22 protein-coding genes are annotated in these 25,703 nt (G+C 37.0%); all 22 read right to left on the minus strand.

Features of this window, described 5'->3' with window-relative positions; translation table 11 throughout:
• Positions 1–191 precede the first annotated feature (191 nt).
• The 22 genes from VB713_RS00690 to VB713_RS00795 all read right to left on the minus strand — a co-directional run bounded on the left by VB713_RS00690 (position 192) and on the right by VB713_RS00795 (position 25,591).
• Positions 192–5,663: an AAA family ATPase gene (locus VB713_RS00690; RefSeq protein ID WP_323309658.1), complete on the minus strand. Its 5,472-nt coding sequence runs from the start codon at positions 5,661–5,663 to the stop codon at positions 192–194.
• A 1,138-nt stretch (positions 5,664–6,801) separates the two neighbouring features.
• Positions 6,802–7,788 carry an arsenosugar biosynthesis radical SAM (seleno)protein ArsS gene (gene arsS, locus VB713_RS00695; RefSeq protein WP_323309659.1) on the minus strand — a complete coding sequence of 329 codons (987 nt, stop codon included), beginning with the start codon at positions 7,786–7,788 and terminating at the stop codon, positions 6,802–6,804.
• 235 nt (positions 7,789–8,023) lie between these two features.
• Positions 8,024–8,992 (minus strand): arsenosugar biosynthesis arsenite methyltransferase ArsM, encoded by a 969-nt coding sequence (gene arsM / locus VB713_RS00700; protein ID WP_323309660.1) that lies wholly within the window; start codon positions 8,990–8,992, stop codon positions 8,024–8,026.
• Positions 8,993–9,086: 94 nt separating this feature from the next.
• A complete protein-coding gene (locus VB713_RS00705; RefSeq protein WP_042464489.1) occupies positions 9,087–9,761 on the minus strand; it encodes a response regulator transcription factor in 675 nt (224 codons plus the stop codon).
• Between the two features lie 324 nt (positions 9,762–10,085).
• Positions 10,086–11,516, minus strand: a complete 1,431-nt coding sequence (locus VB713_RS00710) for a HAMP domain-containing sensor histidine kinase (RefSeq protein WP_323309661.1) — start codon at positions 11,514–11,516, stop codon at positions 10,086–10,088.
• A 121-nt stretch (positions 11,517–11,637) separates the two neighbouring features.
• A complete protein-coding gene (locus tag VB713_RS00715; RefSeq protein ID WP_323309662.1) occupies positions 11,638–12,093 on the minus strand; it encodes a DM13 domain-containing protein in 456 nt (151 codons plus the stop codon).
• Positions 12,094–12,186: 93 nt separating this feature from the next.
• A complete protein-coding gene (locus tag VB713_RS00720; RefSeq protein ID WP_323309663.1) occupies positions 12,187–12,984 on the minus strand; it encodes a GNAT family N-acetyltransferase in 798 nt (265 codons plus the stop codon).
• A 532-nt stretch (positions 12,985–13,516) separates the two neighbouring features.
• On the minus strand, positions 13,517–14,437 hold the full coding sequence (locus VB713_RS00725) for an NAD(+) kinase (protein WP_323309664.1): 921 nt from the start codon (positions 14,435–14,437) through the stop codon (positions 13,517–13,519).
• Between the two features lie 6 nt (positions 14,438–14,443).
• Positions 14,444–14,749 (minus strand): NADH-quinone oxidoreductase subunit NuoK, encoded by a 306-nt coding sequence (gene nuoK / locus VB713_RS00730; RefSeq protein ID WP_096645689.1) that lies wholly within the window; start codon positions 14,747–14,749, stop codon positions 14,444–14,446.
• Between the two features lie 84 nt (positions 14,750–14,833).
• Positions 14,834–15,445, minus strand: a complete 612-nt coding sequence (locus VB713_RS00735) for an NADH-quinone oxidoreductase subunit J (RefSeq protein WP_323309665.1) — start codon at positions 15,443–15,445, stop codon at positions 14,834–14,836.
• A gap of 79 nt (positions 15,446–15,524) precedes the next feature.
• Complete coding sequence (gene ndhI / locus VB713_RS00740; RefSeq protein WP_323309666.1) at positions 15,525–16,109, minus strand: NAD(P)H-quinone oxidoreductase subunit I; 585 nt, start codon at positions 16,107–16,109, stop codon at positions 15,525–15,527.
• 97 nt (positions 16,110–16,206) lie between these two features.
• Positions 16,207–17,325 carry an NADH-quinone oxidoreductase subunit NuoH gene (gene nuoH, locus VB713_RS00745; RefSeq protein ID WP_323309667.1) on the minus strand — a complete coding sequence of 373 codons (1,119 nt, stop codon included), beginning with the start codon at positions 17,323–17,325 and terminating at the stop codon, positions 16,207–16,209.
• A 565-nt stretch (positions 17,326–17,890) separates the two neighbouring features.
• Positions 17,891–19,027, minus strand: coding sequence for a citrate synthase (locus VB713_RS00750; protein ID WP_323309684.1), 1,137 nt, complete (start codon positions 19,025–19,027; stop codon positions 17,891–17,893).
• A 112-nt stretch (positions 19,028–19,139) separates the two neighbouring features.
• A complete protein-coding gene (gene sixA / locus VB713_RS00755) occupies positions 19,140–19,634 on the minus strand; it encodes a phosphohistidine phosphatase SixA (protein WP_323309668.1) in 495 nt (164 codons plus the stop codon).
• Between the two features lie 5 nt (positions 19,635–19,639).
• Entirely contained in the window at positions 19,640–19,834 is a 195-nt protein-coding gene (locus VB713_RS00760; protein ID WP_323309669.1) for a type II toxin-antitoxin system HicA family toxin, read from the minus strand.
• Positions 19,835–20,098: 264 nt separating this feature from the next.
• Complete coding sequence (locus VB713_RS00765; RefSeq protein ID WP_323309670.1) at positions 20,099–20,779, minus strand: Shedu immune nuclease family protein; 681 nt, start codon at positions 20,777–20,779, stop codon at positions 20,099–20,101.
• Positions 20,776–21,102, minus strand: a complete 327-nt coding sequence (locus VB713_RS00770; RefSeq protein WP_323309671.1) for a hypothetical protein — start codon at positions 21,100–21,102, stop codon at positions 20,776–20,778. Before VB713_RS00770 ends, VB713_RS00765 begins: the two co-directional genes overlap by 4 nt.
• Positions 21,103–21,297: 195 nt before the next feature.
• The gene (locus tag VB713_RS00775) at positions 21,298–21,540 is read right to left on the minus strand and encodes a hypothetical protein (protein ID WP_323309672.1); all 243 of its coding nucleotides are present in this window, start codon (positions 21,538–21,540) and stop codon (positions 21,298–21,300) included.
• Positions 21,541–21,882: 342 nt separating this feature from the next.
• Positions 21,883–23,163 (minus strand): bifunctional oligoribonuclease/PAP phosphatase NrnA, encoded by a 1,281-nt coding sequence (locus tag VB713_RS00780; protein ID WP_323309673.1) that lies wholly within the window; start codon positions 23,161–23,163, stop codon positions 21,883–21,885.
• Positions 23,164–23,724: 561 nt separating this feature from the next.
• Complete coding sequence (locus VB713_RS00785) at positions 23,725–24,222, minus strand: HNH endonuclease (protein ID WP_323309674.1); 498 nt, start codon at positions 24,220–24,222, stop codon at positions 23,725–23,727.
• A gap of 163 nt (positions 24,223–24,385) precedes the next feature.
• Positions 24,386–24,541, minus strand: coding sequence for a hypothetical protein (locus VB713_RS00790; protein WP_323309675.1), 156 nt, complete (start codon positions 24,539–24,541; stop codon positions 24,386–24,388).
• Between the two features lie 117 nt (positions 24,542–24,658).
• Positions 24,659–25,591, minus strand: coding sequence for an isopenicillin N synthase family dioxygenase (locus VB713_RS00795; protein WP_323309676.1), 933 nt, complete (start codon positions 25,589–25,591; stop codon positions 24,659–24,661).
• Between the last annotated feature and the right edge of the window lie 112 nt (positions 25,592–25,703).

A 25,703-nucleotide genomic window follows, 5' to 3' on the forward strand; every position in this document is an offset into this window, starting at 1 on the left:
TTAAACTGTGTGAAAACACCAAATTTCGTTCTTGAGTGGGAAATCAGAGAGGAAAGATGAGTTTTCAATCAACGAAAAAACCCCATTTCAAAGGCTTTCGTAAAAAACCTATACCTGTCAGGGGTTGGGGTGGGGTTCTTGTACCTCACTCAACCGATAACCGCTATCTCTGATACAGCTTTATTCCTAACTTATTTAGAGTTTCTTTTAGATATTGGAAGCTTAATAACAAATTCAGATCCTTGTCCTGGTGTTGAAAGGCATTTTATTTCACCTCCATGTTTCTCCACAATAATTTTATAGCTAATAGATAATCCTAAACCAGTACCTTTACCAACAGGTTTAGTAGTAAAGAAAGGATTGAAGATTTCAGATAATAGCTCTTCACTCATACCGAAACCGTTATCAGCAATGTGGATAATTAGATTTTTCTCGCATATCTCCGTCGTAATTATGATCTGACCTGAATTGGACTTATCTTTTTTTAATGAACTGTGATATTTATTCTCTTCTATAGAATCAATAGCATTAGTCAGTAAATGCATAAATACTTGATTAAGTTGACCAGGGTAACAATCTAGTAGTGGTAAATTGCCATAATTTTTGATAATTTGAATTTTAGGATATTCTGATTTAGCTTTGAGTCGATGTTGCAATATCATTAAGGTGCTATCAATACCTTCGTGAATATCAACTGGTTTCATTTCTGCTTCATCTAAACGAGAAAAATTCCGTAAGCCCAGAACTATCTGACGGATACGCTCAGATCCAACCTCCATTGATAATAACAATTTAGGTAGATCTTCCAGTAAAAATTCTAAGTCTATATTTTCTTGCTTTGCAAGTATCTGAGGTGTCATCTCAGGTGATTTCTGTTCGTAAATATTAATTAAATGTAGCAGGTTATTAATATATTCAGTAACATGAATAATATTACCATGTATAAAATTAATTGGGTTATTAATTTCATGAGCTATACCAGCAACTAGCTGACCCAGACTAGACATTTTTTCTTTCTGAACCATCTGTAACTGTGTAGCTTGTAATTCATTTAAAGTAAGTTCTAATTCCTGCGCTTGCTCTTGCAGACACACATTATTTTTATTTAATTCCTGTGTTCTTTCTTCGACTTTTAACTTCAAAGTTTTGCTATAATTCTCTAATTCATTGTTAGCTTTTTGCAAATTATCTGTTAATTTAGATAAATTAGCATACAACTTGGCATTTTCGATAGAAATAGCTGCTTGAGAGGAAAGAATTTTCAAAACTTCTAAACGTTCGGTAGTAAAAGCATTAGTTATTAAATTATTTTGCAGATACAAAACACCAATAATTTTACTTTGGTAAATTATCGGAATACACAAAAGAGACTTGGTTCTATTTTTGATAATATAAGGATCTCTAGTGAATATTCCTTCATTTGTAGCATCATTCAGAACTACATTTTTCTTGGTTCTGACGACATAGTTGAGTACAGATACTGGTAGATATAAACTATGTTCTAAAAGCGTTGGTGTCTCTAAAATTATCTCATTTTTATACATTCTAACAGCAACTTCTACCACCATTTGTCCATTTTTTTCTAAAATGAGACAACTAGTTTCTGCACCAGCATTTTCCATCACTATTTTCATGAGTTTTTCGAGCAGACTATCAAGCATAATTTCACTGGAAATAGCTTGCGATGCTTTGAAAATTGTAGTCAAATCAAGTGATGCTAAAGTATCTAGTTTATTCGAGGTAGTTGGCAGATTAGTACTTAAATTTGTTACATCTTGATTTAATCTGAATAAGAAATAATTAGGATATTTTGCTTCTAAATCACTAATTTTTGCTCTAGCCCCCCAACGCAGGTATGTCTGATAGGATTCTTTCAGATAAACAATAGCCTGTTTATCTCTACCACGAGAAAAGTAAAAGTCTGCTGCTAATTCATTAGCTAGTGCTTCTTCTTGAATATATCCTTGTTCATTTGCTCCTTGAATAGCTCGTTCGTAAAAATCCATAGCCACAAAAGTTTGCCCCAGTAACCGCGCCTTTTCTGCCTCTACGAGATCATATTTATGCTGATAATTAACAGGAGCATAAGCAGCCCATAACTGCATTTTTTGCTGATTGTAATTAATAACATTCATATATTCTGTTTGCAAACTAGCTTCAGCATGAGGATATAAGCCAATTAGGGATAGAGAATGATAAAAATTATGGATACCAACAGTCATCATCCCCATCACACCATTAATATATTCTGAAGCTAATTGAGCATTTTCTACTGCTTGAGCATAATCTTTAAATAAGTAAAGGAGAATCATTTTGGCAACATAAGCCGGAACCAAAGAAGTCACATTTTTAGTAGCTTGCAAATATGGCAGCATTGTTACTTCATCAAAGCTATCACCAATCAAGCAACATTTTTCCTGCGCTAACCCTTGTAGATTTAATGTCAACTGATGCCAGATTTTAATGTAGTTGATCGGAAAATCAAGTTTAAATTTTTGCAACAAATCAATATACGATAGTTGCTGTTCAGCTACTGATTCGAGTCTCTCTCCACCAAAAAATATATGTCCACAATAATGAACCGAGCAGTAGCCAACATATTCTAAATCTCCAATTTCTAATGCACTTTGAATACCTTCTTTTAATGGTTCAAGAGTTTCTCTGATATGTTTTTTCCAATGGAGGATAAAACCATAAAATGGCGCGTATACTTTACTTTTTATTTCACTAGCTCGGAATTGCTCTAATAAATACCAACCTATTTGACCAGAGTGATATCCAGCATCAATATTTTCTAACTCTCCACACAGCAGCATCCCGTAATAAGCATATCCGTGAGCAGCCATATCTGAATGACCATATTCAATACAGAGATTGACAACAGTAAAGATTATCTGAGAAAAAAGTTTTGGGTTGCTAATAAAAGCAGGACCAGCAATAGTTACAAGAGTTTGTAAAGCAGCAAGTTTATATAGATCTGTCAGGATAGGAAATTTTTCTAAATCCTCAATCTGAGGTAAATTAAGTACTGTAGTTTGTTTGTTAGGTGCATCTAACAAGGCAACTCCCAATTTTTCAATCACTTCTAATCCAGTATTGATGGCTTTAAACATCTGATTTTGAGCCATATAAAACTGAATTTGTAGTTGATAAGCCTTGACTTGATCTAGTAAATTAGTAGCTTGTTGCAGAATAGTTTCCGCTAGGATAGCTGCTTGTTGAAAGTTAGTGTTTAAGTATTCTGTTTCTAAAGCTTCTAGATGAAGTGACAGGGTGAGATTGTAGTTACTTTCCCAACTTAATATTGTGAGCAATCCTAGTCCTATATTTGAATATCTGAGAGCATCTTGATATGCTGATGCTGCTTTTGCTTTTTGAGCAGCCATCAAATTCAATTCAGCCAACTTATATTTTTGATTCTGATCTGAGATCAGATCCGTACCAAAATTTAATTGGTTGACAATATCGAAAATATTTTCTTTAATTTCTTCTGTTGATGAATGTGTTAATAATAGCTGTCCAAATTTGAAATGAGTTTGCTTTTTATGTGATTCTGGAATTAGTAAATAAGCTGCTTGCTGCACTCGATCATGTAAAAAATTATAGGAAATTTTTAATTTGTTATCTGTTGATAAAACAGAAGTATTTTCATCAAAAAATAACGGGATTTTGTAGTTGTCACTCAGTGGCAAAATTAAACCAGCTTGAAGTGCTGCCCATAATTGCAATGCTGTTTCCGATTGAGATTTTTCGTTAACAATTGCCAGAATATCTAGGTTAAAGCGATTCCCAATACAAGCAGCTATTTTTAATATATGCTGTGTCTGTGATGGTAGCTTTTTAATATTTCTAGCGATTAACTCTACAGCATTGTAATCTGTAATACCAATAGCCTGAATTTGGCTGATTTCCCACTGCCATATTCCTCTATTAAAGTTAAAATTTAATAATTTTTCCTGGTACATTGTTTGTAGTAACTGAGTCAGGAAAAAAGGATTACCTTGAGTTTTATTAAAAACCAACTCAACTAGAGAATTTGATTCTTCTGGTGTGGTATGGATGGTGTCAACTATTAATTCACTAACATTGTGAATATTCAGATGCTTGAGTGTAATATTATTTATGTTTATTCCTGATCTTTCAATTTCATTCAAGGTCTGAATCAATGGATGAGTAAGGCTAACCTCATTATCTCTATATGCTCCAATAATCAATAAAAATTGACTATTAGGCTCAACCATCAGCATCTGAATTAATTTTAGTGATGCTGAATCAGCCCACTGTAAATCATCGAAAAAAAGAACAAGGGGGTGTTCTTCTTGAGTAAATAAGCGAATGAAGTTTTGGAATACTCGATTAAACCGATTTTGGGATTCGGTTGTTCCCATTGTTGCCACACTGGGTTGTTGTCCAACAATTTTTTCAATGTCAGGTATCACATCAATAAGAATTTGACCAGTATCTCCAAATACATCTAAAAATTTCTGTTTCCAGATGGCTAGTTTTTCATAACTTTCTGTTAATAGTTGTTGGATCAATTCTTGAAATGATTCAATTAAAGATGCATAAGGAATATTGCGCTTAAATTGATCAAATTTTCCAGAAATAAAATATCCCCGTTGCTGGACAATAGGTTTATTAATTTCATTTACTAAACAAGATTTGCCAATTCCTGCATAACCAGAAACTAATATTATTTCACTTTTCCCAGATTTTATTCGCTCAAAAGCTGACATCAGAGATGCTATTTCTATCTCGCGTCCATAGAGTTTTTGAGGGATGATAAATTGAGAAAATTCATCCAATTTTCCAGGAGTGAAGTTTTTGATTTTTTTGTTATTTGATAGCTGATCTAAACAAATTTCTAAATCTGACTTTAGTCCTAAGCCACTTTGATATCTTTCTTCAGCAGTTTTAGATAATAATTTCATGACGATGCTAGATACTGCATCTGGAATTTGTGGATTAATCTGAGTAGGAGCTATTGGCTGTTTAGCAATATGAGAGTGAATAATTTCTAGAGGATCAGTAGCATTAAATGGCAACTGACCAGTTAGCATTTCATAAAAAGTTACGCCTAAAGAGTAAAAGTCTGTACGATAGTCAATTAATCTGTTCATTCGACCCGTTTGCTCTGGAGATACATAGGCGAATGTTCCCTTGAACATATTGGGATTGCTATTAGTTGCGGGTTCTTTTGATAACCGTGATGCAATACTAAAATCTGTAATTTTTAGCTGCATTGTCTTAGGATTAATAATTATATTATGTGGTTTAATATCCTTGTGAATAATATGGTTTTCATGTAAAACTGTAATAATTTCAACTATTTGAATGCCTAGCTTTAAAAAATCAATTACATTTATTTTGTTATGATTCAAAAATTGTTTAAGTCCTTGCCCGCCAATGTCTTCCAAAACTAAAGCTAGGCAATTTTGATAATCTTCTAATTGATAAACTTTAATAACTCCCGGTAAATCTAGGGATTTAGTAATTTCATATTCATGTTTAAACTCTGTAATATTTTCAAGGGTAGAGTATTCTGATTTAAGAACTTTAAGAATAATTGACTTTTGATCATGAAGACGGATTGCTCTATAAACAACAGTCTCTAAGCTATCTGCAATTTTCTCGGTAACTTTGTATTTTGAAATAGTAGTCATTATTTTTCTTAAATCTAAGTATACGTAGATAATAAATTCGTGTAATAGTTCATAGAATATAACACGAGATTCTAAGACTATTTTCAGGGTAATCTCATATTTATTGAAAATAAATTATACCTAATAGATGCGATACAGGCATGATCATGAAGACGATAGCAATGCTAATTCTGCTTGAAAAATATTCAAGTAGAAGCTTGATGTCTGAATATCACTACAATAAGCTGACAGTAAGTTGATGCAAAGGTTAAAAGAATTGAAATTTAGCCAGATGAGGAGAATGGATAAAACAAAGTTTAATTTAAGGGAATATTCACGTATAAATACGTAAATTTAAGGCGTTGAGCTAGTAAAAAATGATTTTAACCATAGCAATTTTTAGGTAAATAAGTCATCTTTAGAAAAAAACCGTGAAACCATCTGGTTTACGGTTTTCGATATGGTGTGAGGAGTTTAACTAATATCATCATAGATTACTCGTCTAGTAATGAGGATCTGGTAACAGTTTTGGTAACAGAAATTTTTTAGAATGAAGATTGTTAATTTCTCTGTCTGCTTCAGCACTGACTGTGACTTGAATAACTGTAAGAATTCAGGAATCAGGAGACGCTACGCAGATACAGCACTTCCCGGTGTTATGAAGTACAAGAACCCCACCCCCAACCCCGCAAGCAATGAGCTACGGTGTACACACAAGTCGGGAGATTCTCTTTTGTGTCATAAACACCCCACCCCTAGCCCCTCCCCGCAAGCGAGGAGGGGGACTGGATTTACAGTTAAATTCGGTTTTTAGGGCTGAAAACTCTCTCTGAGTCAGGATGTGTGTACACCGTAGCAAGCAATGAGGGGGCTATGATGTACCTTATATAATTGGAAACTGCTATAGAATGCAGCTACGTCAACCAAAATCAAATAGGAGTCCTATATCCAATTTTGATCTGCGATTAAAAAATAAAAACCGTGGTGATTTCAATCAAGCCACGGTCTTTTTTGTGGTGTGAGGAGACTTAACTCAATATTATTGTAAGCCATCTTACTATTGATAATTCAAGTCCCACAACTTTCGTTACAAAATTTTTGTTTCATGACATATATACATTACTTAATAAGTAAATTCCCAATCTCCTAGCTGGTATTTTTAGACTAAAGCACCACCACAACTAGAACCACAACCAGCAGTACAACCATAGCAATAATCAGCAGTTTGTATTTCCCTAATCATATCTAAACTACCAGATTCTAACAATTTGCTAATTGTTAGGGTTTTACCATTGAAAGTTTTTGCAGGTAAGTTCATCATTTGGTTGAAGTCGCAATCATATACATTACCTAAATAATCAACTGAAATTTGATCACGACACATTAAATTTTCAACTGTATCGGGATTAAAATTCGATTCTAAAAACTGCAAATAGCCTGAATAAAGTTGTTTTCTTTCTAAGTATAATTTTGTTCTACCTACAGGTAAATTAGTGATGGTAAAGAGGTTGTTAAACACAATACCAAAATGTTCTTGCAAGAAATTTTTATAAGCTATTTCTAGGTTTGTTTGTTCAGGAGGGACTGGAAATTTTTCACTGGTTGGTAAGGGGGGATTATAGACTAAATCTAAAATTAAATTTGGGATTTTGCCATACCCAAGTTTATTTAACCATTGCAAGGCGCGAATAGAGTCATCAAACACACCATTACCCCGCATTTTATCTACATTATCTGCAAGGTAACAAGGTAGGGAAGCAACAATTCTCACTTGGTATTTAGCGAAGAATTCTGGTAAATCTCTAAATCCATCAACGAAATAAATTGTCAAATTTGACCGAACAATTACTTGTTTTTCTGCTAAAATTGCGGCTTCTACTAGTGGCTTAAAACCATAATTTATTTCTGGAGCGCCACCAGTTAAATCTACAATTTTAATTTCAGGAAATTTAAAAATGAATTCAATTAACTCTAGAGTGATTTCTAGGTTTAGTTCTTCTGTTCTTTTTGGACTTGCTTCAACATGACAATGATTACAGCTAAGGTTACAGCGTTTACCTAAATTAATCTGTAAAACATTTATTTCTTTTTTTGTTAAAGGTGAAGTTAACTTATATTTGAATTGTGTGTTTGATGTATTTTGCATTGCTTATTAATTCCGAAATATGACAAAATTTTTCTTGCTTATTATTGCACTAATTTAATTTATAAGTGATACCACTAATCATCGCCGCAGTAGGCAAAGTTAATACCCAATACAGTAGGATTTGGTAGAAAATATGTAAGGATTCAGGATACGGAATGTTTGATATAGTAGGGAACAAAAGAGAAAAATATTCTTCTTCCTTCTTTCTCCTGACTCCTGAATTCTTACCTAAAATCTAACAGCAACCACCGCCATCATAGTGCCATGTGGAATCTGTTACCATGATTTCGGCTGGCTTTAAAGCTCCGAGTTTAGCGGCAGTTTTGTCACAGACTGCGGCAGGAATTCCACGTTGTAACAGATGACCTGATTGATCATCAAAAAACGCTTCTTTTCCTGCATAAATTGCGGTTTTGCCGGTGAATATACAAGCACCATCTTCAGGAATATCAACTTTAAAGGAGACGGAATCAAGACTTTCTAACAAGAGATTTTCTTCTAGTTGATAAGTTTGTTTATCTAATAATCTATAAGGGCGACGGGCGCGAATTTCTATTTGCCCAAAACCAGCATTTATAATTAGTTGTGTATACTCTTGATATGTGAGTGCGCCTGATAAACAAATGGCTCGTAATCGTTCATCTTGTTGTAAATGGGTGGGAATGGGACGGGTAGCAATGGGGTCACTCATTTGCAATCTTCCACTGGGTTTTAATACCCGATAAGCTTCTTTTAAAGCACGGGTTAAATCTGCTGGTTCAAAAATGTTGAAAAGACAATTCTGTGCTAATACGTTCACAGCAGCATCATCAACGGGTAAATTAAAGGCATCTCCGGGGCGAATTTCGATAAAACTGGTGTCAAACCAAGGATTTTGTTGAGCAGCTATTTCTAAGTTACGTATGGCGGCTTCGCGCATGGCTGCTACTGGTTCAACAGCAATGACAGCACCAGGACGACGAGAAAAGTAAGCAAATTGTAATGCTTCTAAACCACCACCAACACCAACATAAAGGACTGTGGGTTGATTTACGAGTTCGGTGGGGTGAACTGTTGTCCCACAACCATAATTCATTTCCTGCATTGGTAAAGGAATTTTCAATCCTGGTAATTGCAAGGGTGTGCTTTGGACGCAACACAGTCCTACTTCTGGTGTTTGAGCAACTTCGCTGTAAAATTGTGCTGCGGTTTCTAAATAAGTCATTGTTGCTGTATGGAATTAACTGTTTATATATCAATTGTGGATATTAATATATTAGAGCTTGAATTTAATGAGTTTTTGCTGAGAATTCATTAATTTATTCGCGTAATACATAGCCGACACCACGTACAGTTTGAACGAGACGCTTTTCATTGTTGGCTTCCAGTTTCAAGCGCAAGTAGCGAATATAAACTTCAATGATGTTGGAATCACCCATGAAGTCATAACCCCAGACTTCTTCTAAAATGCGATCGCGCGTAATTACCTGGCGCGGATGGGCGAGAAGATAGTCCAGCAAGTCAAATTCCTTCGCAGTTAACTCGACTAATCGCTTTCCTCGATAAACTTCCCGCGTGCGACGATTTAAACTCAGGTCATCAAATGCTAAGATATCTGCGGTATCCGTTTCCCGGTTTCGTCTCAGGTGGGCGCGGACTCTGGCTAGTAATTCTTCGACACTGAATGGTTTGACTACGTAATCATCAGCACCAGCATCTAAACCAGCAACGCGATCGCTCACTTCATCTTTAGCGGTTAATAAAATTATCGGTACTTTATCACCCGTACTCCGTAAACGACGACAAATTTCTAACCCCGATACACCAGGTAGCATCCAGTCTAAGATTATTAAATCTAGATTTAACTCTCTTGCTGCTGTTAGTGCGGTTAGTCCATCATAGGCTACACTAACTTGATAGCCTTCATAACTCAATTCTAACTCTATAAATCGAGCTAATTTGACTTCATCTTCAACCAGTAAGATGTGCGTCATAATCATATTCAGGATTTCAGCAGGGATTGTAATTATACACAGAATGATAACTATTGAAAATATGTTAAATACTCAATAGCTAGACATCTCATAGATATAATTTAGCTTAGTATAAAGTTGAATAAGTAACAATAGTAAATCCGTAATTACTTACAGTTCTTGTATCAGTTTCATGTTTAATCAGCTATTAGCAATCAACTTCAACATCTTCACCATTTTTATATCAAACTGTAAATCAAATTAAAGAAATATAGTAATAATCACTCACTTAATCATTAAGAAGTTTAAAGCAAATCATCAAAAATATCCTCTCAGATCATATTTTTACCGCGATGATGAGACTGGAACAGAGATTGTAAATATACTTCCTTCACCCAGGCGCGATCGTACACTCACATTCCCACCCATACTCTCTACAAGAGTTTTCACAATCGACAACCCTAAACCACAGCCCCCAGTCGAAGAAGTACGAGCTTCATCTACACGGTAAAAACGTTCAAAAATTCGTGATTGGTGTTGTAAAGGAATCCCATAACCTTGGTCACAAACTTGAATAACTGCCTCTTCATCTTGCCGATTTAATTTAATAATTATAGGTGTTTCTGCTGGCGAATACTTCACCGCATTGTCAATTAAATTTAGTAATACTTGTTTTAGACGATTATAGTCTATTTTCGCCTCAATTAGCTGATTGATAGACTCAATTTTAATTATGCGATCGCTATACTTTTCTGCCATACTCACAACTTCTGCTATCAAATCATTGAGTAAACACAATTCCCGCCGCAAATGCAAATAACCACTATCAGCCCTGGCTAAATCGAGTAAATCTTGCAAAAGACGGATAGTGTGTTCAGTTTCTGTTGCAGCAGTTTCTAAAGCTTCCTGTTGTGCTGGTGTTAAATTATGTTGTCGTCGTAAAACACTTTGTAAATAGCCATTAACAATTGTTAATGGCGTGCGTAATTCATGGGAAACATTACTAACAAATTGTCTCTCTTGTTCCCAAGATTGGGCAAGACGAGCTAACATCATATTGAAAGTTTGTGTTAATTCTTTAACTTCACTAGGTGCGTGTTCAAGATATAACTGAGCTTGTCCTAAATCTGCTAAAGATATAACAGCAGTCATTTGATTTAACTGACGCAATGGTTGTAGAGAGCGCTGAATGTAAAATGCGATCGCCATCGAAATAACTATAATTACAACAATACTCACAATAGCTAAACTTCTCACCATTCCCATAAACATTGTTTGTTCACGAGTTACATCTTGTACTAAAAATAAATTACCCAAAGCCTTACCCTTGAGTGGTAACGCACCACCACATAAAATAAAATAGCGTTGACTAACTTTTCTTAATTCGGGTTTAACCGACATCTCAGTTAAAGACATCAACTCAGCAGATGTTATCTCTGGAAGCAGATTCCAATTACTAGATTTACCTATAATTTTATTATCAGCACCTTTAATCCATAAAAATGTATCAGTGGTCGTTAAATTATTTATTGCTTTTTGCAAACTAATTTCCACAGGATACATTTCACTATAAAGTTGCACATCCTGCGGCAAACGATCAGCAATTTGGACAATATTATATTTATGACTATTAATTAAAATTTGCTGCATCTTCCAAGTTGTCCAACTAGCAAGTCCTCCTAATCCCAAAGCTGAAACTAGAGCAATACCAACAATCAGACGTAACCGTAAGGAAAAGATATCAATTTTTTGCCAAACCTTGCTGATTTGTTTCACTTTAATACTGTTGAAGTTGATATCAGAAAAATTATATTTTTAAATTTTAATTGCTAAATTTAAAACTCTGACTAAATAAGAATTATCAGGAGTGAAAACAGCATAATTTCCATCACCACTCCTACTTAGGCACACCAGCATAACCAAAGCTAACATTAAATTTACGACACCAAATACCAACAGAACCAAAGTCTGATAATTTCACATTTTTAGGTAGAGCGTAACGTTGAGAACCTCTAGTTTTTTGTAAAGAAGCAATACTTATATAATCTTGCTTTTTAAGATTATATTTTGGTGGTTTATCACCACGATACAAAATTACAAGTAAGTCGGGGCCATTATCCGTTTTGAAATTATTATCTAATTCTAAGTAGCGGTTGCCATTCTCAGTAACAATACTCACTTTTCCCTGAGTTCTATGTTCCAAAGTCTTAAAGCTTTCAGACTTTACCACTGAAGCAGTGACATTAGCCACAGACTCAGGCTGATTATTTATGGGAGTCGAGCTTACTTCCTTGGTACAGCCTACAGTTACAATTGCCACAATACTAAAAATAGCTAAATATTTTAACTTCATACTTGAACCTCCTTAAAATCTGTCTTTAAGGATAATTTAAAGCCTCTTACCATCAAAAAAATTAATTTAACATGAGAATTAGTTTAATATTTATTAATGTTTAGACTCTAGTTTGACTTCGCTTGAGTAACAGCATCTGGCAAAATCTGCAATATTAGATATTATTAAAAAATCAATAGTTTTAAACTGCTTATCAATAGCAGGTAGGCTGCATATTTTAGCGCCAATACTCAAATATGCTTGTAAAATTTTAGGAATTTCTACATTATATATATCTGGACAGTGTGGAGTCATTTCTATACAATATTCTGAATTAGGTTGAACCAGGATACTTTGATGCATCCAATCATTATGCTGAAAATACTTATAAGCACAAGTCGCTTGTCTAGGACATTGTGTTAGCAATGATGCACAGCCAAAAAAATATTGCTTTCCACTCCCAAGCAGATAATTGGCTAGTCCTTCCCAAAGTAATAACAGTGTATGACTATTGCGGTATTCTTTAGCTATACAAGCACGTCCAACTTCTACAGATTCCTGAAGCATAAAATCAGGAATTTTATTGAGATTAAATATGTCAGCAGAATCGAAACCTAACCCTTTGCCAGCCATTGTATAGGTTTGCATTCGATATGTACCAATTGTTTTACCAGTATGTTTAGCAATAAGTATCAAATGATGACAAACCTGATCAAACTTATCTTGATCCATTTGGGTAGTGTTAGAACCAGAAAATCCTAAACCTAGTTCTAGATTAAAAACCTCAAAACGTAAGCGGAAAATAGATTCTAATTCTTCCTCAGTTGAAGCAAGTCGTAGGATATACTTTTCATTTTGCAAAATGGGAAACTCAGGAGGATGCAATAGAGAATTGATGTGATGGTAATACATTTACATCTGTTTTCCTACTTGTATTTGCGGAATATTCCCCTAGAATTTAGAGAATAATAAATAACCCTCTACCATCAAACTGGGAATTACAAAAATAATTTCTTAATTTTGAAATCCAGATTTGATGAAGGTTTGAAGACTTTACTACTAACAAAATATGGCGAACATTTTGAGATATTAAAAAATCACTAAAACCCTCTTGTCTTCATATCTTTTACTGCGGGATGCTATGCCTTAGCAGAACTTATGCCTACGGCACACTATGTGAACACTTTAGTGACACTTGGTTGATTTTCCGTTTTCTGTGAGTAAGTCTGAGATGATTAGAGTTAGATTTCTTTTATTATGGACATTTTTATAAATAAAATCTGGCAATAAGATACATATTTATCTAATTCACAATTTAAATTTTCTGTCAATAGTAATTATGTTCAGAAAGTCACGATAATCTCAAAAAGCCCCTGAATGCATCCAAGGGCTAGAATAATTTATCAGTGAACGGCGGTAAAATTCTTAGGGAAAAACATTGCAATCAATTGCGGTGATTATTGTTGTAGCGAACTCTAGTACCTGCCCAAAGTAACTTTTCCCGCAGCGTCTGATAATATGAATTGTTATCCCGTAAAACAATAAATTTAGCCAGACAATCAGCCATCCGCACATCAACACGATGGCCGGGCCAAATTGAAGTAGATAACACCCCATCCATCCACAATTTAGTACTTAAATCATGATCCCCCAAAGGCCAAACACTGACCACAGAACCAGGAGGTAAAATCAGTGGACGACTAGAAAGACTCATGGGACAAATGGGTGTGATAGTAATCGCCTCCATGCCATCATGCATAATCGGTCCGCTGGCAGAAACGGTGTAACCAGTAGAACCTGTGGGGGTAGAAATAATTAACCCATCTCCCACATATTGATCGACCACCTCACCATCAATTTCCATTTCCAGAATAGAAGTGATCATTCTGTCAGCAGAAGCGGGTTTGACGCAAAACTCGTTCAAAGCCAGGTAATGTTCAGTCACTGGGTCTAAATTTGTCCGATGACCTTCATATACTGCCGCTTGCAACATCATCCGCCGCTGGATAGCATAGCGATCCTCAAACAGACGATCCCAAACTAGTTCTGGTTCTTGAAATTCTTCCACAGACTCAGTTAAAAACCCCAAATGACCTCCGACATTCACTCCTAGAATAGGGATGCCAGCTGAGGCTAAATGTCTAGCACTTGTTAAAACAGTACCGTCACCACCAAGTACTAAAGCTAGGTCTATTGGTTGAGTAGCGGACGCTAAGAACACCGGATAGGGGTTATCTTTTGGTCCGCTAGGCCCCATCAACACTTGGCATTGACGATCTTCTAGTTGTTTCGCACAGAGTTCTGCCCAGCGTTTACTCTGGGCATCTCGCGCTTTATATGCAATGATTACCTGCTTGAGTTGCACGCATTATTACCACTTCAGGAGATTGAACTGCTCCATATCGACGGTATCACGATTGCGATAAATGGCCAGCACGATCGCTAAACCAACCGCCGCTTCAGCAGCTGCCACGGTAATCACAAAAACTGTGAAAACCTGACCTTTAATTAATGTTGAGTCGAGAAAGTTGGAAAATGCCATTAAATTCAGATTAACAGCATTCAATAATAACTCAATTGACATTAGTACCCGCACCGCATTACGGCTAGTAATTAAGCCATAGATGCCAATGCAAAACAAAGCTGCTGCTAGTAATAAAAAGTACTGAAGTTCCATGATTGGTAATTGGTAATTGGTAATTGGTGATTGGTAATGGGTAAGGGGTGGTCATTCATGTTCCCAGTCCCCAGTCCCCAATCCTTAGTCCTCAGTTCCAGTACTGGTTGATACCATTTCTCTGGGGCGTTCTGGCAAAGTTAAGATAGATTGTTGTAGTTGAGAAGAGTCTGATTCGTCTGGTAAATATTCCCGACGTGCCAAAATAATTGCTCCTACCATTGCCATTAACAACAAAATAGAAGCCAACTCAAAGGGTAACAAAAAGTCGGTGAAAAAATGTTCACCAATCACAACTATAGAACTTTCACCAGCCGCAGGAACAGAGGCATAAGCCCAAGGAGTTGCTAGTACCATCGTACTCAATAGGACAAATAATCCTATACTGACAACACCTGTAACTACTTTCCGCAACCCAGCACTGGGTAAAGGTGAGAAGTCCTGACGCTTGTTAACCAACATAATGGCAAACAAAATCAACACATTAATCGCACCAACATAAATCAGAATTTGTGCTGCTGCTACAAAATCACCATTTAGCAACAGATACAGTCCTGACATACTGATGAATACACCCCCTAGCAAAAAGGCAGAATAGACGATGTTAGAAAACAGCACTACACCTAGTGCTGCCCCAATCATCATTACAGCCAGTATGCCAAATGAAACAACCTGTACTCCTTCCGCTAGATTCACTTTTTTTGATCCTTTTGATGTTTGATAAATGCTCACTTGTAACAGGTAATTGGCAAAATTCTTAATTACCCATTACCTATTACCCATTACCATTTTCTACAAGGTCTTCTGGACGAGAACCAGCACGAGGTGCATCTGCGGGTACACCGTGGGGTTCCATAACGCCTTTAGGCAGGTAAACTAGTTCGCGCAATGGTGTCACCATTGGATCGTCTGTAACTTTGTAAGGCAGTCTTCCTAAAGCTACGCTGTCGTAGTTTAATTCGTGGCGATCATAGGTAGCAAGTTCGTATTCTTCTGTCATTGATAAACAGTTTGTGGGACAGAATTCCACGCAGTTACCGCAGAAGATACAAACTCCAAAGTCAATGCTGTAGTGATTGAGCTTTTTCTTCTTGGTAGCTTTGTCAAATTCCCAATCGACTACAGGAAGGTTAATGGGACAAACACGAACACAAACTTCACAAGCGATACACTTGTCAAATTCGTAGTGAATTCTACCGCGAAACCTTTCCCCAGGAATCAATTTTTCGTAGGGATACTGGACGGTAACTGGACGGCGCTGCATGTGGTCAAAGGTGACAGAAAGCCCCTGACCAATATAACGAGCCGATTGTACTGCTTCTTTGGCGTAATCACCAACTTGTTTGAGGAACTTTAGCATTGTTTGTGTCTCTACTCTTGACAATTTTGGATTTTGGATTTTGGATTTTAGATTTCAGATTCAATCTAAAATCTAAAATCTACAATCTAAAATTGATTTAGCCACCGAAGGCGAAAGGAAAGGCTAATTTCAGGGCGGCGGTTAATAGGAGATTAACCAAACCAACTGGCAGCAAGAATTTCCATCCTAAATCTAACAATTGGTCAATTCTTACCCGTGGCAGTGTCCAACGGATGAGGATGGCGATAAATACTAGAAAGTAAGCTTTGAGTACGGTCATGGTGATACCTAAGGAGGCGGTGACTACCTGTAAAACAGGGTTTGTGTCACTGACTCCCAGCAAATCACCTATGAGGCTGACGGGAATGGGAAAATGCCAACCACCTAGATACAAAATTGCTACTAGGAGGGAAGAAAGTATCAAGTTAATGTAAGAACCTAGGTAAAATAGACCGAATTTCATCCCGGAATATTCAGTCTGATACCCTGCTACTAGTTCTTCTTCTGCTTCGGGTAAGTCAAAGGGTAAGCGTTCGCATTCAGCTAGGGCTGCAATCCAAAAGATGATGAAACCAAGTGGTTGTCGCCAAATGTTCCAACCCAAAATGCCAAAATGAGATTGCTGATTGACGATGTCAACTGTGCTGAGACTATTAGACATCATTGCGATCGCTAATACACTCAGCGCCAAAGGGATTTCATAACTGATTGACTGCGCTGCTGCCCGCAAACCTCCCAGTAGGGAGTATTTATTATTAGATGCGTAACCAGCCATTAATAAGCCGATAGGCTGAATACTAGACAACGCAATCCACAAAAATACCCCCATTCCCACGTTGGTAATGATGATATTCTCCCCAAAGGGAACAATCAGAAATGACAAAAATACCGGAATTACTACAATTATCGGTCCGAGGGTAAACAGCCAGCGATCGGCGGCGGCTGGGACTATATCTTCTTTAAAGATTAGCTTCAGACCATCTGCTACAGGCACTAGCAACCCAAAAGGCCCTTGGAATTCTGGGCCAATCCGTTGCTGTGCAGCAGCAGAAATTTTCCGTTCTAGCCAGGTAGCAACTAGTACTCCTACTGTTGCACCAATCAGCATCAGGATCATTGGTAACGGCATCCAAATCGCTTTGGCCGCCCCTGGTGGTATTCCTAAATCCCTGACAGATTGAATAAAAGTTCCTTGGAGGTCAATTCCTGCATTCATTTTTGCTACTCTTTTAAGTCGTCAAGTCACGGTGAATTTTAACTATTAGTTGAGTTAATAACTCTAGATTCACTGATTGATATCTCTGTTGAGATGATGCCTGATTGTAGATTTGTTGCCAATTCCCATGTTTAGTATATCCTTGGATGGTTTTTGCCCTGTGAACCAAGAGACAACTTCTACTTATGGTTGGGATTGAATTTGGCTAATACTGAGGATTGGGGACGGGGATAAGATTTCTGTTTTTTTTACCTTTTGGCTGTTCCCTATTCCCTGTCACCTACCTCCTCAAGACAATACAAATTAGCCGCTTCCCTTTTGGTAACGGGTTTCTAATCTATGGAAATTGTCTGATTTTCCAGCAATGGGGGCTGTGATGACAATACCAATTTCAGATTCTCGATTTGAGATTTTCAACTCAAGCCTAATAGAAGAGACAGATGACAGTTATGAATCTGTCCATCTATTGGCCTGAATCCCCAATCCCAAATCTAGAATTGATTACTTGTCAGCTAATTACGGGAAATTCTTCTTAACTGTCACCTGTTCCCTGTTCTCTAGCTAGTTAACGTTGGTCGATGGGAAGGTAAGGAACTTCGTGACGACCGTTGTAAATTTGAGTAGGACGGAAAATTCGGTTTTCTGCGAGTTGTTCTTTCCAGTGTGCTAACCAACCAGCCACACGTGCGATCGCAAAAACAGGTGTAAACAAATCCGTCGGAATCCCCATTTTCCGGTAAACTAACCCAGAATAAAAGTCAACATTGGGATAAACCCCTTTGCTGCCAACTTTTTCGGCCATTACCCGTTCCATTTCTTGGGCAACTTCATAGTACTTGTCGTAGCCAAATTTATCAAACAACTGCTCCGCCAAGTTTTGCAAAATTGTCGCCCGTGGATCTTTGACTTTGTAGACACGATGCCCAAAGCCCATAATCTTCGCTTTCCGTTTCAGAAGATCATCTACATAAGGACGGACATTATCCACTGAACCAATTTCTTCCAACATCTGAATTACTTCTTCGTTAGCCCCACCATGCAGGGGACCGCCTAAAGTACCCACCGCACTAGCAACCACGGCGTAGGGATCGGTTAAGGTAGAAGCTGTCACCCTAGCGCTGAAGGTAGAAGCATTCATTGTATGCTCAACGTGTAGAATCAAACAAATATCAAAAATCCTTGCGGCTAAAGGATCTGGCTCTTTTTCGTTGAGCATATACAAGAAATTGGCGGAATAATCCAAGTCATCGCGAGGCTTAACTGGATCATTACCTTGTCGCATCAATTGGAACGCTGCTACCATCGTGGGAATAGTCGCCACTAAGCGCACTACCGCATCCCGAATATAAACTGGATTATGTAAGTCACGGCGCGAATAAAACAAGCCCAATGCAGCCGCCGACGCTTGTAGGGCATCCATTGGATGACCACTTTCGGGAAAACATTTCATCATGTCCCGAATGCGATATTTAATCCGTCTGTGGTAGCGAATTTCATGCTCAAACGCTTCCAATTCTTCTTTGCTTGGCAATTCACCCCAGATTAAGAGATAAGCAGTTTCTATGAACGTACTTTTTTCTGCTAATTCTTCAATCCGAATGCCACGATACTCTAGTATTCCCTTTTGCCCGTCTACATAACTAATACTCGACTGGGCTGCGGGAATGCCTTCTAAACCAGGCTTGTATTCGCACACCATCATGGCAACACCATTCACTTTGTGAAATATCTGATCACGCTAACTTACCAGAGATTATTTTCACCATAACAGTTGCCGATCTAACAACTATTCTATGCGAAAGGTTGAAAAACTGTTATAGCAAGTACTTGGGTGGTATCAACAAGAACAATTGACTACAACCCAGAGGAGATCCTATTTCTGGTAGTTTTATCCCAATCATACCTGCTTTTTTCAGGACAAGGCGCTCTTTTGCTTCTCCCCAAAGCAGATTTTCTGCCCAATTGCTCAAATTAGGCTCATGTCCTACCAATGCTAGTTGAATTGAGTGAGTATAATTTCTCGGTTCAAACCATTCTTTTAGCCAACTGTTAATGTTACCTTCTGGGCTGAGGTGGTGCGATTTTTCTAACTGTGAACTCAGTCCAGCGGCAATTAGGATTTCTGCTGTTTGCTGGGCGCGGACGAGGGGACTAGTAAGGATTAAATCAAAATGTAAATCTAGTTTTATTAATCTTTGGGCTACCTTTTCGGTTTTTTGTCTTCCTTCTTTGGTGAGCTTGCGTTCTTCATCTTTTAGCCCTGCTTGATGTTCTTCTGCGATACCATGACGAATTAAGTATAATTCCATGTTAATTAGGTTATATCTGGTTCTAGCACTTGCAAATCTCGGCAAATTTTACGAGTTAGAAAATCATTGATTTCTTGACTACGCCGAATAGCAGATGATTTTTCTGTAGATTTATTGACGTAAACACGATGTTTTCCTTTTCCAAGTGATGATTTGCAACCACAAGCCTCTAAATAGCGAATTAAATCTATACGCTTCATGCAAACAACAAAAAAATAAGTTCACGAATTACATCCTGTCCTTGAAGCTGCTCTTCTGCAAGTAAGCAATTAGATCCTAAGACTAATTCAATAGCTTCTTCTAAGTTTTTTCTTGCTTCTTTAAGAGTTTTTCTTGAGTATTTATTCCAGGTGTTTCTTCAACAAATCCTATATAATTCTCTGGAACTTTCTTAAATATTTTAGTTAATTGAAGGTGCATATTTACCTACATTATTACTAATGTATCACTAATGTTAACGCAAGTTAAGGCGATGTGCAATCGCTCTCATCCGTTGAAATAATGCGTTCAGCCTCTGATTCTGCTTCATAAATCAGTGGATAGAGTGAAAGTCTATCTCTAATATCTCTAGCTAATTGGTCAAATGTTATGCAAATTACTTTGCGCGAGTCTACTAAAACCTTATTTAAACGCCATTTTAATCTAGCTTTATCAAGAGGAGAGATAAACGCGTCTCTACCTATAATAAGAATGCCATAAAATTCTATATTTTCACTGTCAAAAATAGAGAGAAATGAGGTCGTTTTCTTAAAATCATCAATTTTCCAAAACCAATCAATGATTTGACTGAAACCATGCTCAAACCTAGGCGACCAATCTAATGTACTTCTTCCTCTATTTACAAATATACTGTCTTTAGTAGCATCTTCAAATTCAATAAAACAGTAAGTATTATTTATACAATCACCAACGACTAAATCAGCACGAAAATCACCAAATAAGGAAAATTCATGTTTAATTTGGTTGCATCTGACTAAATCAGGAACGTAAGAACCAATAAATGCAGACAAATGTAGCCTATCCTTAAAGAATGGCAGTATATCTTTACTTTCTTGTAATTCACTATTAAGCAGTAATTTATCAAATTCATCAAGCTCTAATACACACTGTTTAAGGTCTAATTTAAAGGAATCTAGACCTTTCATATCCTATCCATTTCTAATGATCCATATAATCTCTCAAGACGGTCGTGATTGACTATATCGACAATAGTTACTTCTACATCTTGAAATTTAAAAATAATTCTATATTTTACGCCTGCTCTCGCAATAAAATAATTAGGAACAGATTTTATTTTGTTAATTTTAAGCATTGAACAATCAGGAAAATTTTCTAGATAATTGATGACACGAATAACTTTTTCCTGATCTTTACTTTGTAAAGTATCAAGAGATATTTGTGCTTTATCAAGTAAAACCACTTGGTTTCTCTTTAACTGTTGGTTATTAGATTCAATACCTAAATTCATAACATGACAGTATTTTTCTACATAATATCCATATTATACTATTATAAATAAGTTTTACATATGTAACAATTCTATAGGAATCCATGTCTACAAGAGGTCTATCGTTGTTGGGTTATACTAAGGCTAACCCAACCTATAGTGATGAGTGATATTAAGCGCAAGTTAGTGTTTTATTAATATTGGTAGCTACATGAGCTAACGACAAACTAGAAAAAAAGAACGCCATTGACTCGGAGCTAGAAATCCCATGCGCCCGTCACCAGCATCCCACACAGTGACAACTGTACCAGCTAGTCCTGCTGAACGCGCACAAACTTGCAAGGACTTAAGAATTTCATTTTGTTCTGCACTGGTTTTATAACGATAGGATTGCTCAAGAGGAACAATAATCATGTCCTGTCCTTGTTCGCGCAAATGAGCAACTTTAAATTGTGTCATATTGTACTCAATCTTTATATAATATGTGTTTAGAGATATTATACCCCATTTTCCTATGTAATTACCTGGATTGGCAATCACGCCTTTAAATGTAAAAGTTATTTTGCACAATGCGGTTTTTGGGTGATTGCACGCGGGATAAACTTACAATTATTCCTCACCATTATTATAAAAGTCCAAATTTAAAATCTCATCGACAATGAAAGGACAGATAATAGAAAAATTATCCTCTGATCAACCAGTTTCTACTATTGCCTCTCGTCGCGCTCTTTGATAAGTAGTATTAATCCACTTATTTGAATAGTGAGGAGTTAGGAATTCTCCCCACTTCCTAATCTGCTACTACGACTGAATTGGGTTATCTCTAGGATTTACTAACTTCAACAATTTCTGCTTGATTTGAGCATCGTAAACTTCCCATTTCATTTTTGCATAAGCAGAATTTTCATTGCTACCAGATAGAAAACCCATCGGAATTTCAAACCCTCCTGCACCAGTACGTCCACCACCAAAAAACCGTCCAGTGCTATCTTGTCCAAAGGCTTCTTTAATAAATTCGTCAGGATCTAGGGTAAGTTTTGTGGTTCTGAGGGAACCTATGACTACTTCTAGTTCGTCATCTTCATCGTGAACGATGCCATAAACCAATGCGGTGTGAACATTTTCTTCTGTGACAAGAAAATCAGCCGCTTGGGGAATAGCATCTCGGTCGTCGTAGCGTAAGTAACCAACCCCAGCTATGGAAAAGTTATTTTGGACAATGCGATTTTTGAGCGATCGCTCGATCACATCCATTACCCGCTTAGAACGATTTGCTTGTAGAATGGCATTCAGCAACTGAGCATCATAAAATCTACTCAGATATGCAGCCGCCATAAAATCTTCTTCTTGCGCTTGCATTAACCGATTGGTATCTGAACGCAAGCCATGCATTAAGGCAGTAGCACATTTAACGTGCTGACTAATGCTGCTATCTAATGATAGTAACCCCGCTTGTAAGTACTGAGTAAATATTGTTGCTGTTGCTCGCACGTAAGGACGGACATCAACAAACTCGGCGTTCAGTTCCCCCTGCAAGCTATGATGATCAACTAGCACTACTAAGGGAATTCCTGCCTGTTGTACTGCTGATAACAGCTGGGATGTGGTTCCCTGGTTATCAATTAACACAAACCCTTGATAAGGTGACAAATCTTTACTTTTCAGGGATTGCATTGTCCAGCGTTGAGCCGGTAAGTTCGTTAACTTGACTAAGGCTATATTCTCTTGGTGGCTTAAGGTTCCAGCATAAACAATTTCACATTTGATATCGTATTGTTGCGTAATTAGCTGGTAAGCCCAAGCGCATGAAAGCGCATCCGGGTCAGGAAAATCTTGTAGAATTACCAAATGACGCTCATGTCTATGACAGAGCAGGGTTTTTTGTAACTCTTCTGACTTCTGACTAGCAAGGGAATTATTGCCACGTTGAGCTAAATAGATACCTCCATCACCATTTGATCCTGGCAAGGAAGGTCTGGTAAGTGGTGGAAGTTCATAAGATTCTTTATCTATCTCTACTTCCTCCGGTTTTAGTTCTAAGGATAAATTATCAAATTGAGTAACTGAAGAATTCAAGTACATAGGGCGTTTAGTTGTCAGCGTGGTGGCTCGTGTATGCCTTCCGAGATACTCCAATCAGCGCATCACTGGTTTAGCCACACATTATGATCTTGGCAGAAATTTACAGTCTTTGCACTGCTGAGGGTGGTCTATTTTTTTTAATAGCATTATTCAATGATTGATCGCATCTGTCTAGAGCGTTTAAAGCCGTTTGGGAATGAGCAAATTTTCCTCAGAAGTTGATTAAAATTTGAATATTTATCTAAGTTAGGCTAAGGTCGCCTCTTCATATTTTCAAATATTACTTGTTTGTGATTCGTAAATTTTAATAATTTTCAGCAAAAATAGGCCATACTTCACATAATGATGTATGATGATTAGTCTGCCTGCATTTTAGAATGGCTAAATATTGGCAGCACTCTATTTCAGCTTTTGGGAACGTTCCTGAAAAACTGTAGATAAAGACCAACCAACACCAAATTAAACCCTCTACTTGTGGTATGCTTTACTGACTAAAGTCAAACAGTAACACTCACAGGTGAAGACTGATTAGCCTTGATGTCTGGTTGATTTTTTGTAACGTCAAAGTCCTATTACATATTTTTGCCACTCTTGATGAAGTCCACTCTTCAGATGTTTTGTCACCTCAAAGTAGAGACTACTATAAGGTTGACGCGGAGGATGGCGCAAAGGCATACGGGCTTCATGGGGTGTACGACAGCCTTTTTTGACGTTGCAGCGTACACAAGCCGTAACAATATTTTCCCAGGTATCCCCTCCTCCACGCGATCGCGGCATGACATGATCTAAGGTCAACTCGTCTCCTGTGTAGCCACAGTATTGACAAGTATGACTGTCACGATGCAATATATTCCGGCGAGTCAGGGGAATTTCTTTATAAGGAACACGCACGTAGTGCCGTAACCGAATGACGGTTGGCAAGGGAAAATCAGAGTAGATGAATTTACCGTTATGTTCTACGTGTTCTGCTTTGCCTTTAATCAACAAAACTATGGCACGTCGCCAACTCGTAATGTTGAGCGGTTCGTAGGAGGCGTTTAGGACTAAAACCTTCCCCATTGATATTAGCTCAAGGTATTAGTTTTAGATATTTTAACACAAATGTACCTTCCTGGGGAGATGAGAATAATTTATACTTCCTCAATAATTTGGTAGGAAGAAGAAGGAGTGTAAGGGAGTCGAGGCAAGGGAAGCAGAGGAAGATGAATAACCCAATGCCCCATTAACTGTGAGCGATCGCTATCAACAACGCATATATATATTCATTTTCAGACATTTTCCCTAGTGCAGCACTAGAATTTTCGCCAAGTATCAAAGTTTTAGAGATACGGAGCGCAGCGAAGTGTTCGCGTAGCGTGCCGGAGGCTTCAGCAATCACAAGGGTTTTGAGATTTTTACATTTTGTGACATAGTTAGGTTTATTTGTGCCTACCTACTTAAAACTGATAGCGGAAACTGATATTTATCTACTAAAAATAATTATGAAATTCTGAAATTAGTTTAATTCTTCTGCCCTACCAGCCCCTTTATGAGTTACCCAAATAGATTCAAAGTTTTTGAGCATTACTTCTTTAGAACTGATTGTTTTTTCTTTTCCAAATGGTTTAATGATGGCATCAATATTAGGATAAATGAAAAAAGGTATTGATATCCGACTACCAGGATATTCATGAATCACTGCATGGGGTGTACTGACAAATAAACCGTTAGTCCACATTTGTAACATATCCCCTAAATTGATAATAAATGTATCTTCTAAACAGGGTGCATCAATCCATTTATCTTTTGTATAAACTCTTAAAGAAGGATGGGGTAGTTGTTCTTGAATTAAAATGGTGAAAATACCATTATCTGTATGTTTACCAGCTTGTCCAGATTTTCCTGGATAGTAAATAGTACGCTGGATTAAAACAGGATCATTAAAATATGGATCGAACCAAGTTGCTTCTAAACCTAAAGATAAAGCTATTGCTTTTAACAATTTAGGAACAATTTTTGTCATTATTTCTTTTTGCAAGTTGTAATGAGATTTAGCAAAGCCTAGTGCAACGTTATCATCTGGCAGAATATTCGGACCTATAAATGGTTGTTCTGATAATGGTTTATCTATACCTAAATCAAAAATTGCTTTCGGATCAAAACCAATTTCTTTATTTAAAAATTCACCAAACAGAGGAACATAACCTCGTGAACTTGGCGGATAAACCTGTTGTATATCATGCCCATACTGCTGTTTAATATCTTCTGGAAGATGAAAGAAATTTCTTGATGTAGTTATAGTTTGATCAATGCTAGATTTAGAAACTCCGTGATCTTTTAAATAGAAAAAACCACATTCATAACAGGCTGTATATAATCTCTTAATTTCCGGATTATCCACATCACCTTTATCTAACTCAGATAAGGATATAATTGGTAGATGCTCCATTGGTATTATCTCTATAATTTACAATCAGAAACAGTTGATTTTGGTAGTAGAATTTCCAGTTATACTGCAAACGGGTCAAACTTGGACTTATGTCATACTGACCGTAACGTAG

The organism is Anabaena cylindrica UHCC 0172 (genome assembly GCF_034931625.1).
GTDB classification, from domain to species: Bacteria; Cyanobacteriota; Cyanobacteriia; order Cyanobacteriales; family Nostocaceae; genus Anabaena; species Anabaena cylindrica_A.

What these genes read in the sequence shown, in the direction of transcription:
- nuoK (WP_096645689.1), bottom strand. Translation starts at nt 14,749, where the DNA reads ATGGAACTTCAGTACTTTTTATTACTAGCAGCAGCTTTGTTTTGCATT.
- VB713_RS00690 (WP_323309658.1), bottom strand. Translation starts at nt 5,663, where the DNA reads ATGACTACTATTTCAAAATACAAAGTTACCGAGAAAATTGCAGATAGC.
- VB713_RS00795 (WP_323309676.1), bottom strand. Translation starts at nt 25,591, where the DNA reads ATGGAGCATCTACCAATTATATCCTTATCTGAGTTAGATAAAGGTGAT.
- VB713_RS00780 (WP_323309673.1), bottom strand. Translation starts at nt 23,163, where the DNA reads ATGTACTTGAATTCTTCAGTTACTCAATTTGATAATTTATCCTTAGAA.
- arsS (WP_323309659.1), bottom strand. Translation starts at nt 7,788, where the DNA reads ATGCAAAATACATCAAACACACAATTCAAATATAAGTTAACTTCACCT.
- VB713_RS00775 (WP_323309672.1), bottom strand. Translation starts at nt 21,540, where the DNA reads ATGACACAATTTAAAGTTGCTCATTTGCGCGAACAAGGACAGGACATG.
- VB713_RS00720 (WP_323309663.1), bottom strand. Translation starts at nt 12,984, where the DNA reads ATGTATTACCATCACATCAATTCTCTATTGCATCCTCCTGAGTTTCCC.
- arsM (WP_323309660.1), bottom strand. Translation starts at nt 8,992, where the DNA reads ATGACTTATTTAGAAACCGCAGCACAATTTTACAGCGAAGTTGCTCAA.
- VB713_RS00760 (WP_323309669.1), bottom strand. Translation starts at nt 19,834, where the DNA reads ATGAAGCGTATAGATTTAATTCGCTATTTAGAGGCTTGTGGTTGCAAA.
- VB713_RS00765 (WP_323309670.1), bottom strand. Translation starts at nt 20,779, where the DNA reads ATGAAAGGTCTAGATTCCTTTAAATTAGACCTTAAACAGTGTGTATTA.
- sixA (WP_323309668.1), bottom strand. Translation starts at nt 19,634, where the DNA reads ATGGAATTATACTTAATTCGTCATGGTATCGCAGAAGAACATCAAGCA.
- ndhI (WP_323309666.1), bottom strand. Translation starts at nt 16,109, where the DNA reads ATGCTAAAGTTCCTCAAACAAGTTGGTGATTACGCCAAAGAAGCAGTA.
- VB713_RS00750 (WP_323309684.1), bottom strand. Translation starts at nt 19,027, where the DNA reads ATGATGGTGTGCGAATACAAGCCTGGTTTAGAAGGCATTCCCGCAGCC.
- VB713_RS00705 (WP_042464489.1), bottom strand. Translation starts at nt 9,761, where the DNA reads ATGACGCACATCTTACTGGTTGAAGATGAAGTCAAATTAGCTCGATTT.
- VB713_RS00715 (WP_323309662.1), bottom strand. Translation starts at nt 12,093, where the DNA reads ATGAAGTTAAAATATTTAGCTATTTTTAGTATTGTGGCAATTGTAACT.
- nuoH (WP_323309667.1), bottom strand. Translation starts at nt 17,325, where the DNA reads ATGAATGCAGGAATTGACCTCCAAGGAACTTTTATTCAATCTGTCAGG.
- VB713_RS00785 (WP_323309674.1), bottom strand. Translation starts at nt 24,222, where the DNA reads ATGGGGAAGGTTTTAGTCCTAAACGCCTCCTACGAACCGCTCAACATT.
- VB713_RS00770 (WP_323309671.1), bottom strand. Translation starts at nt 21,102, where the DNA reads ATGAATTTAGGTATTGAATCTAATAACCAACAGTTAAAGAGAAACCAA.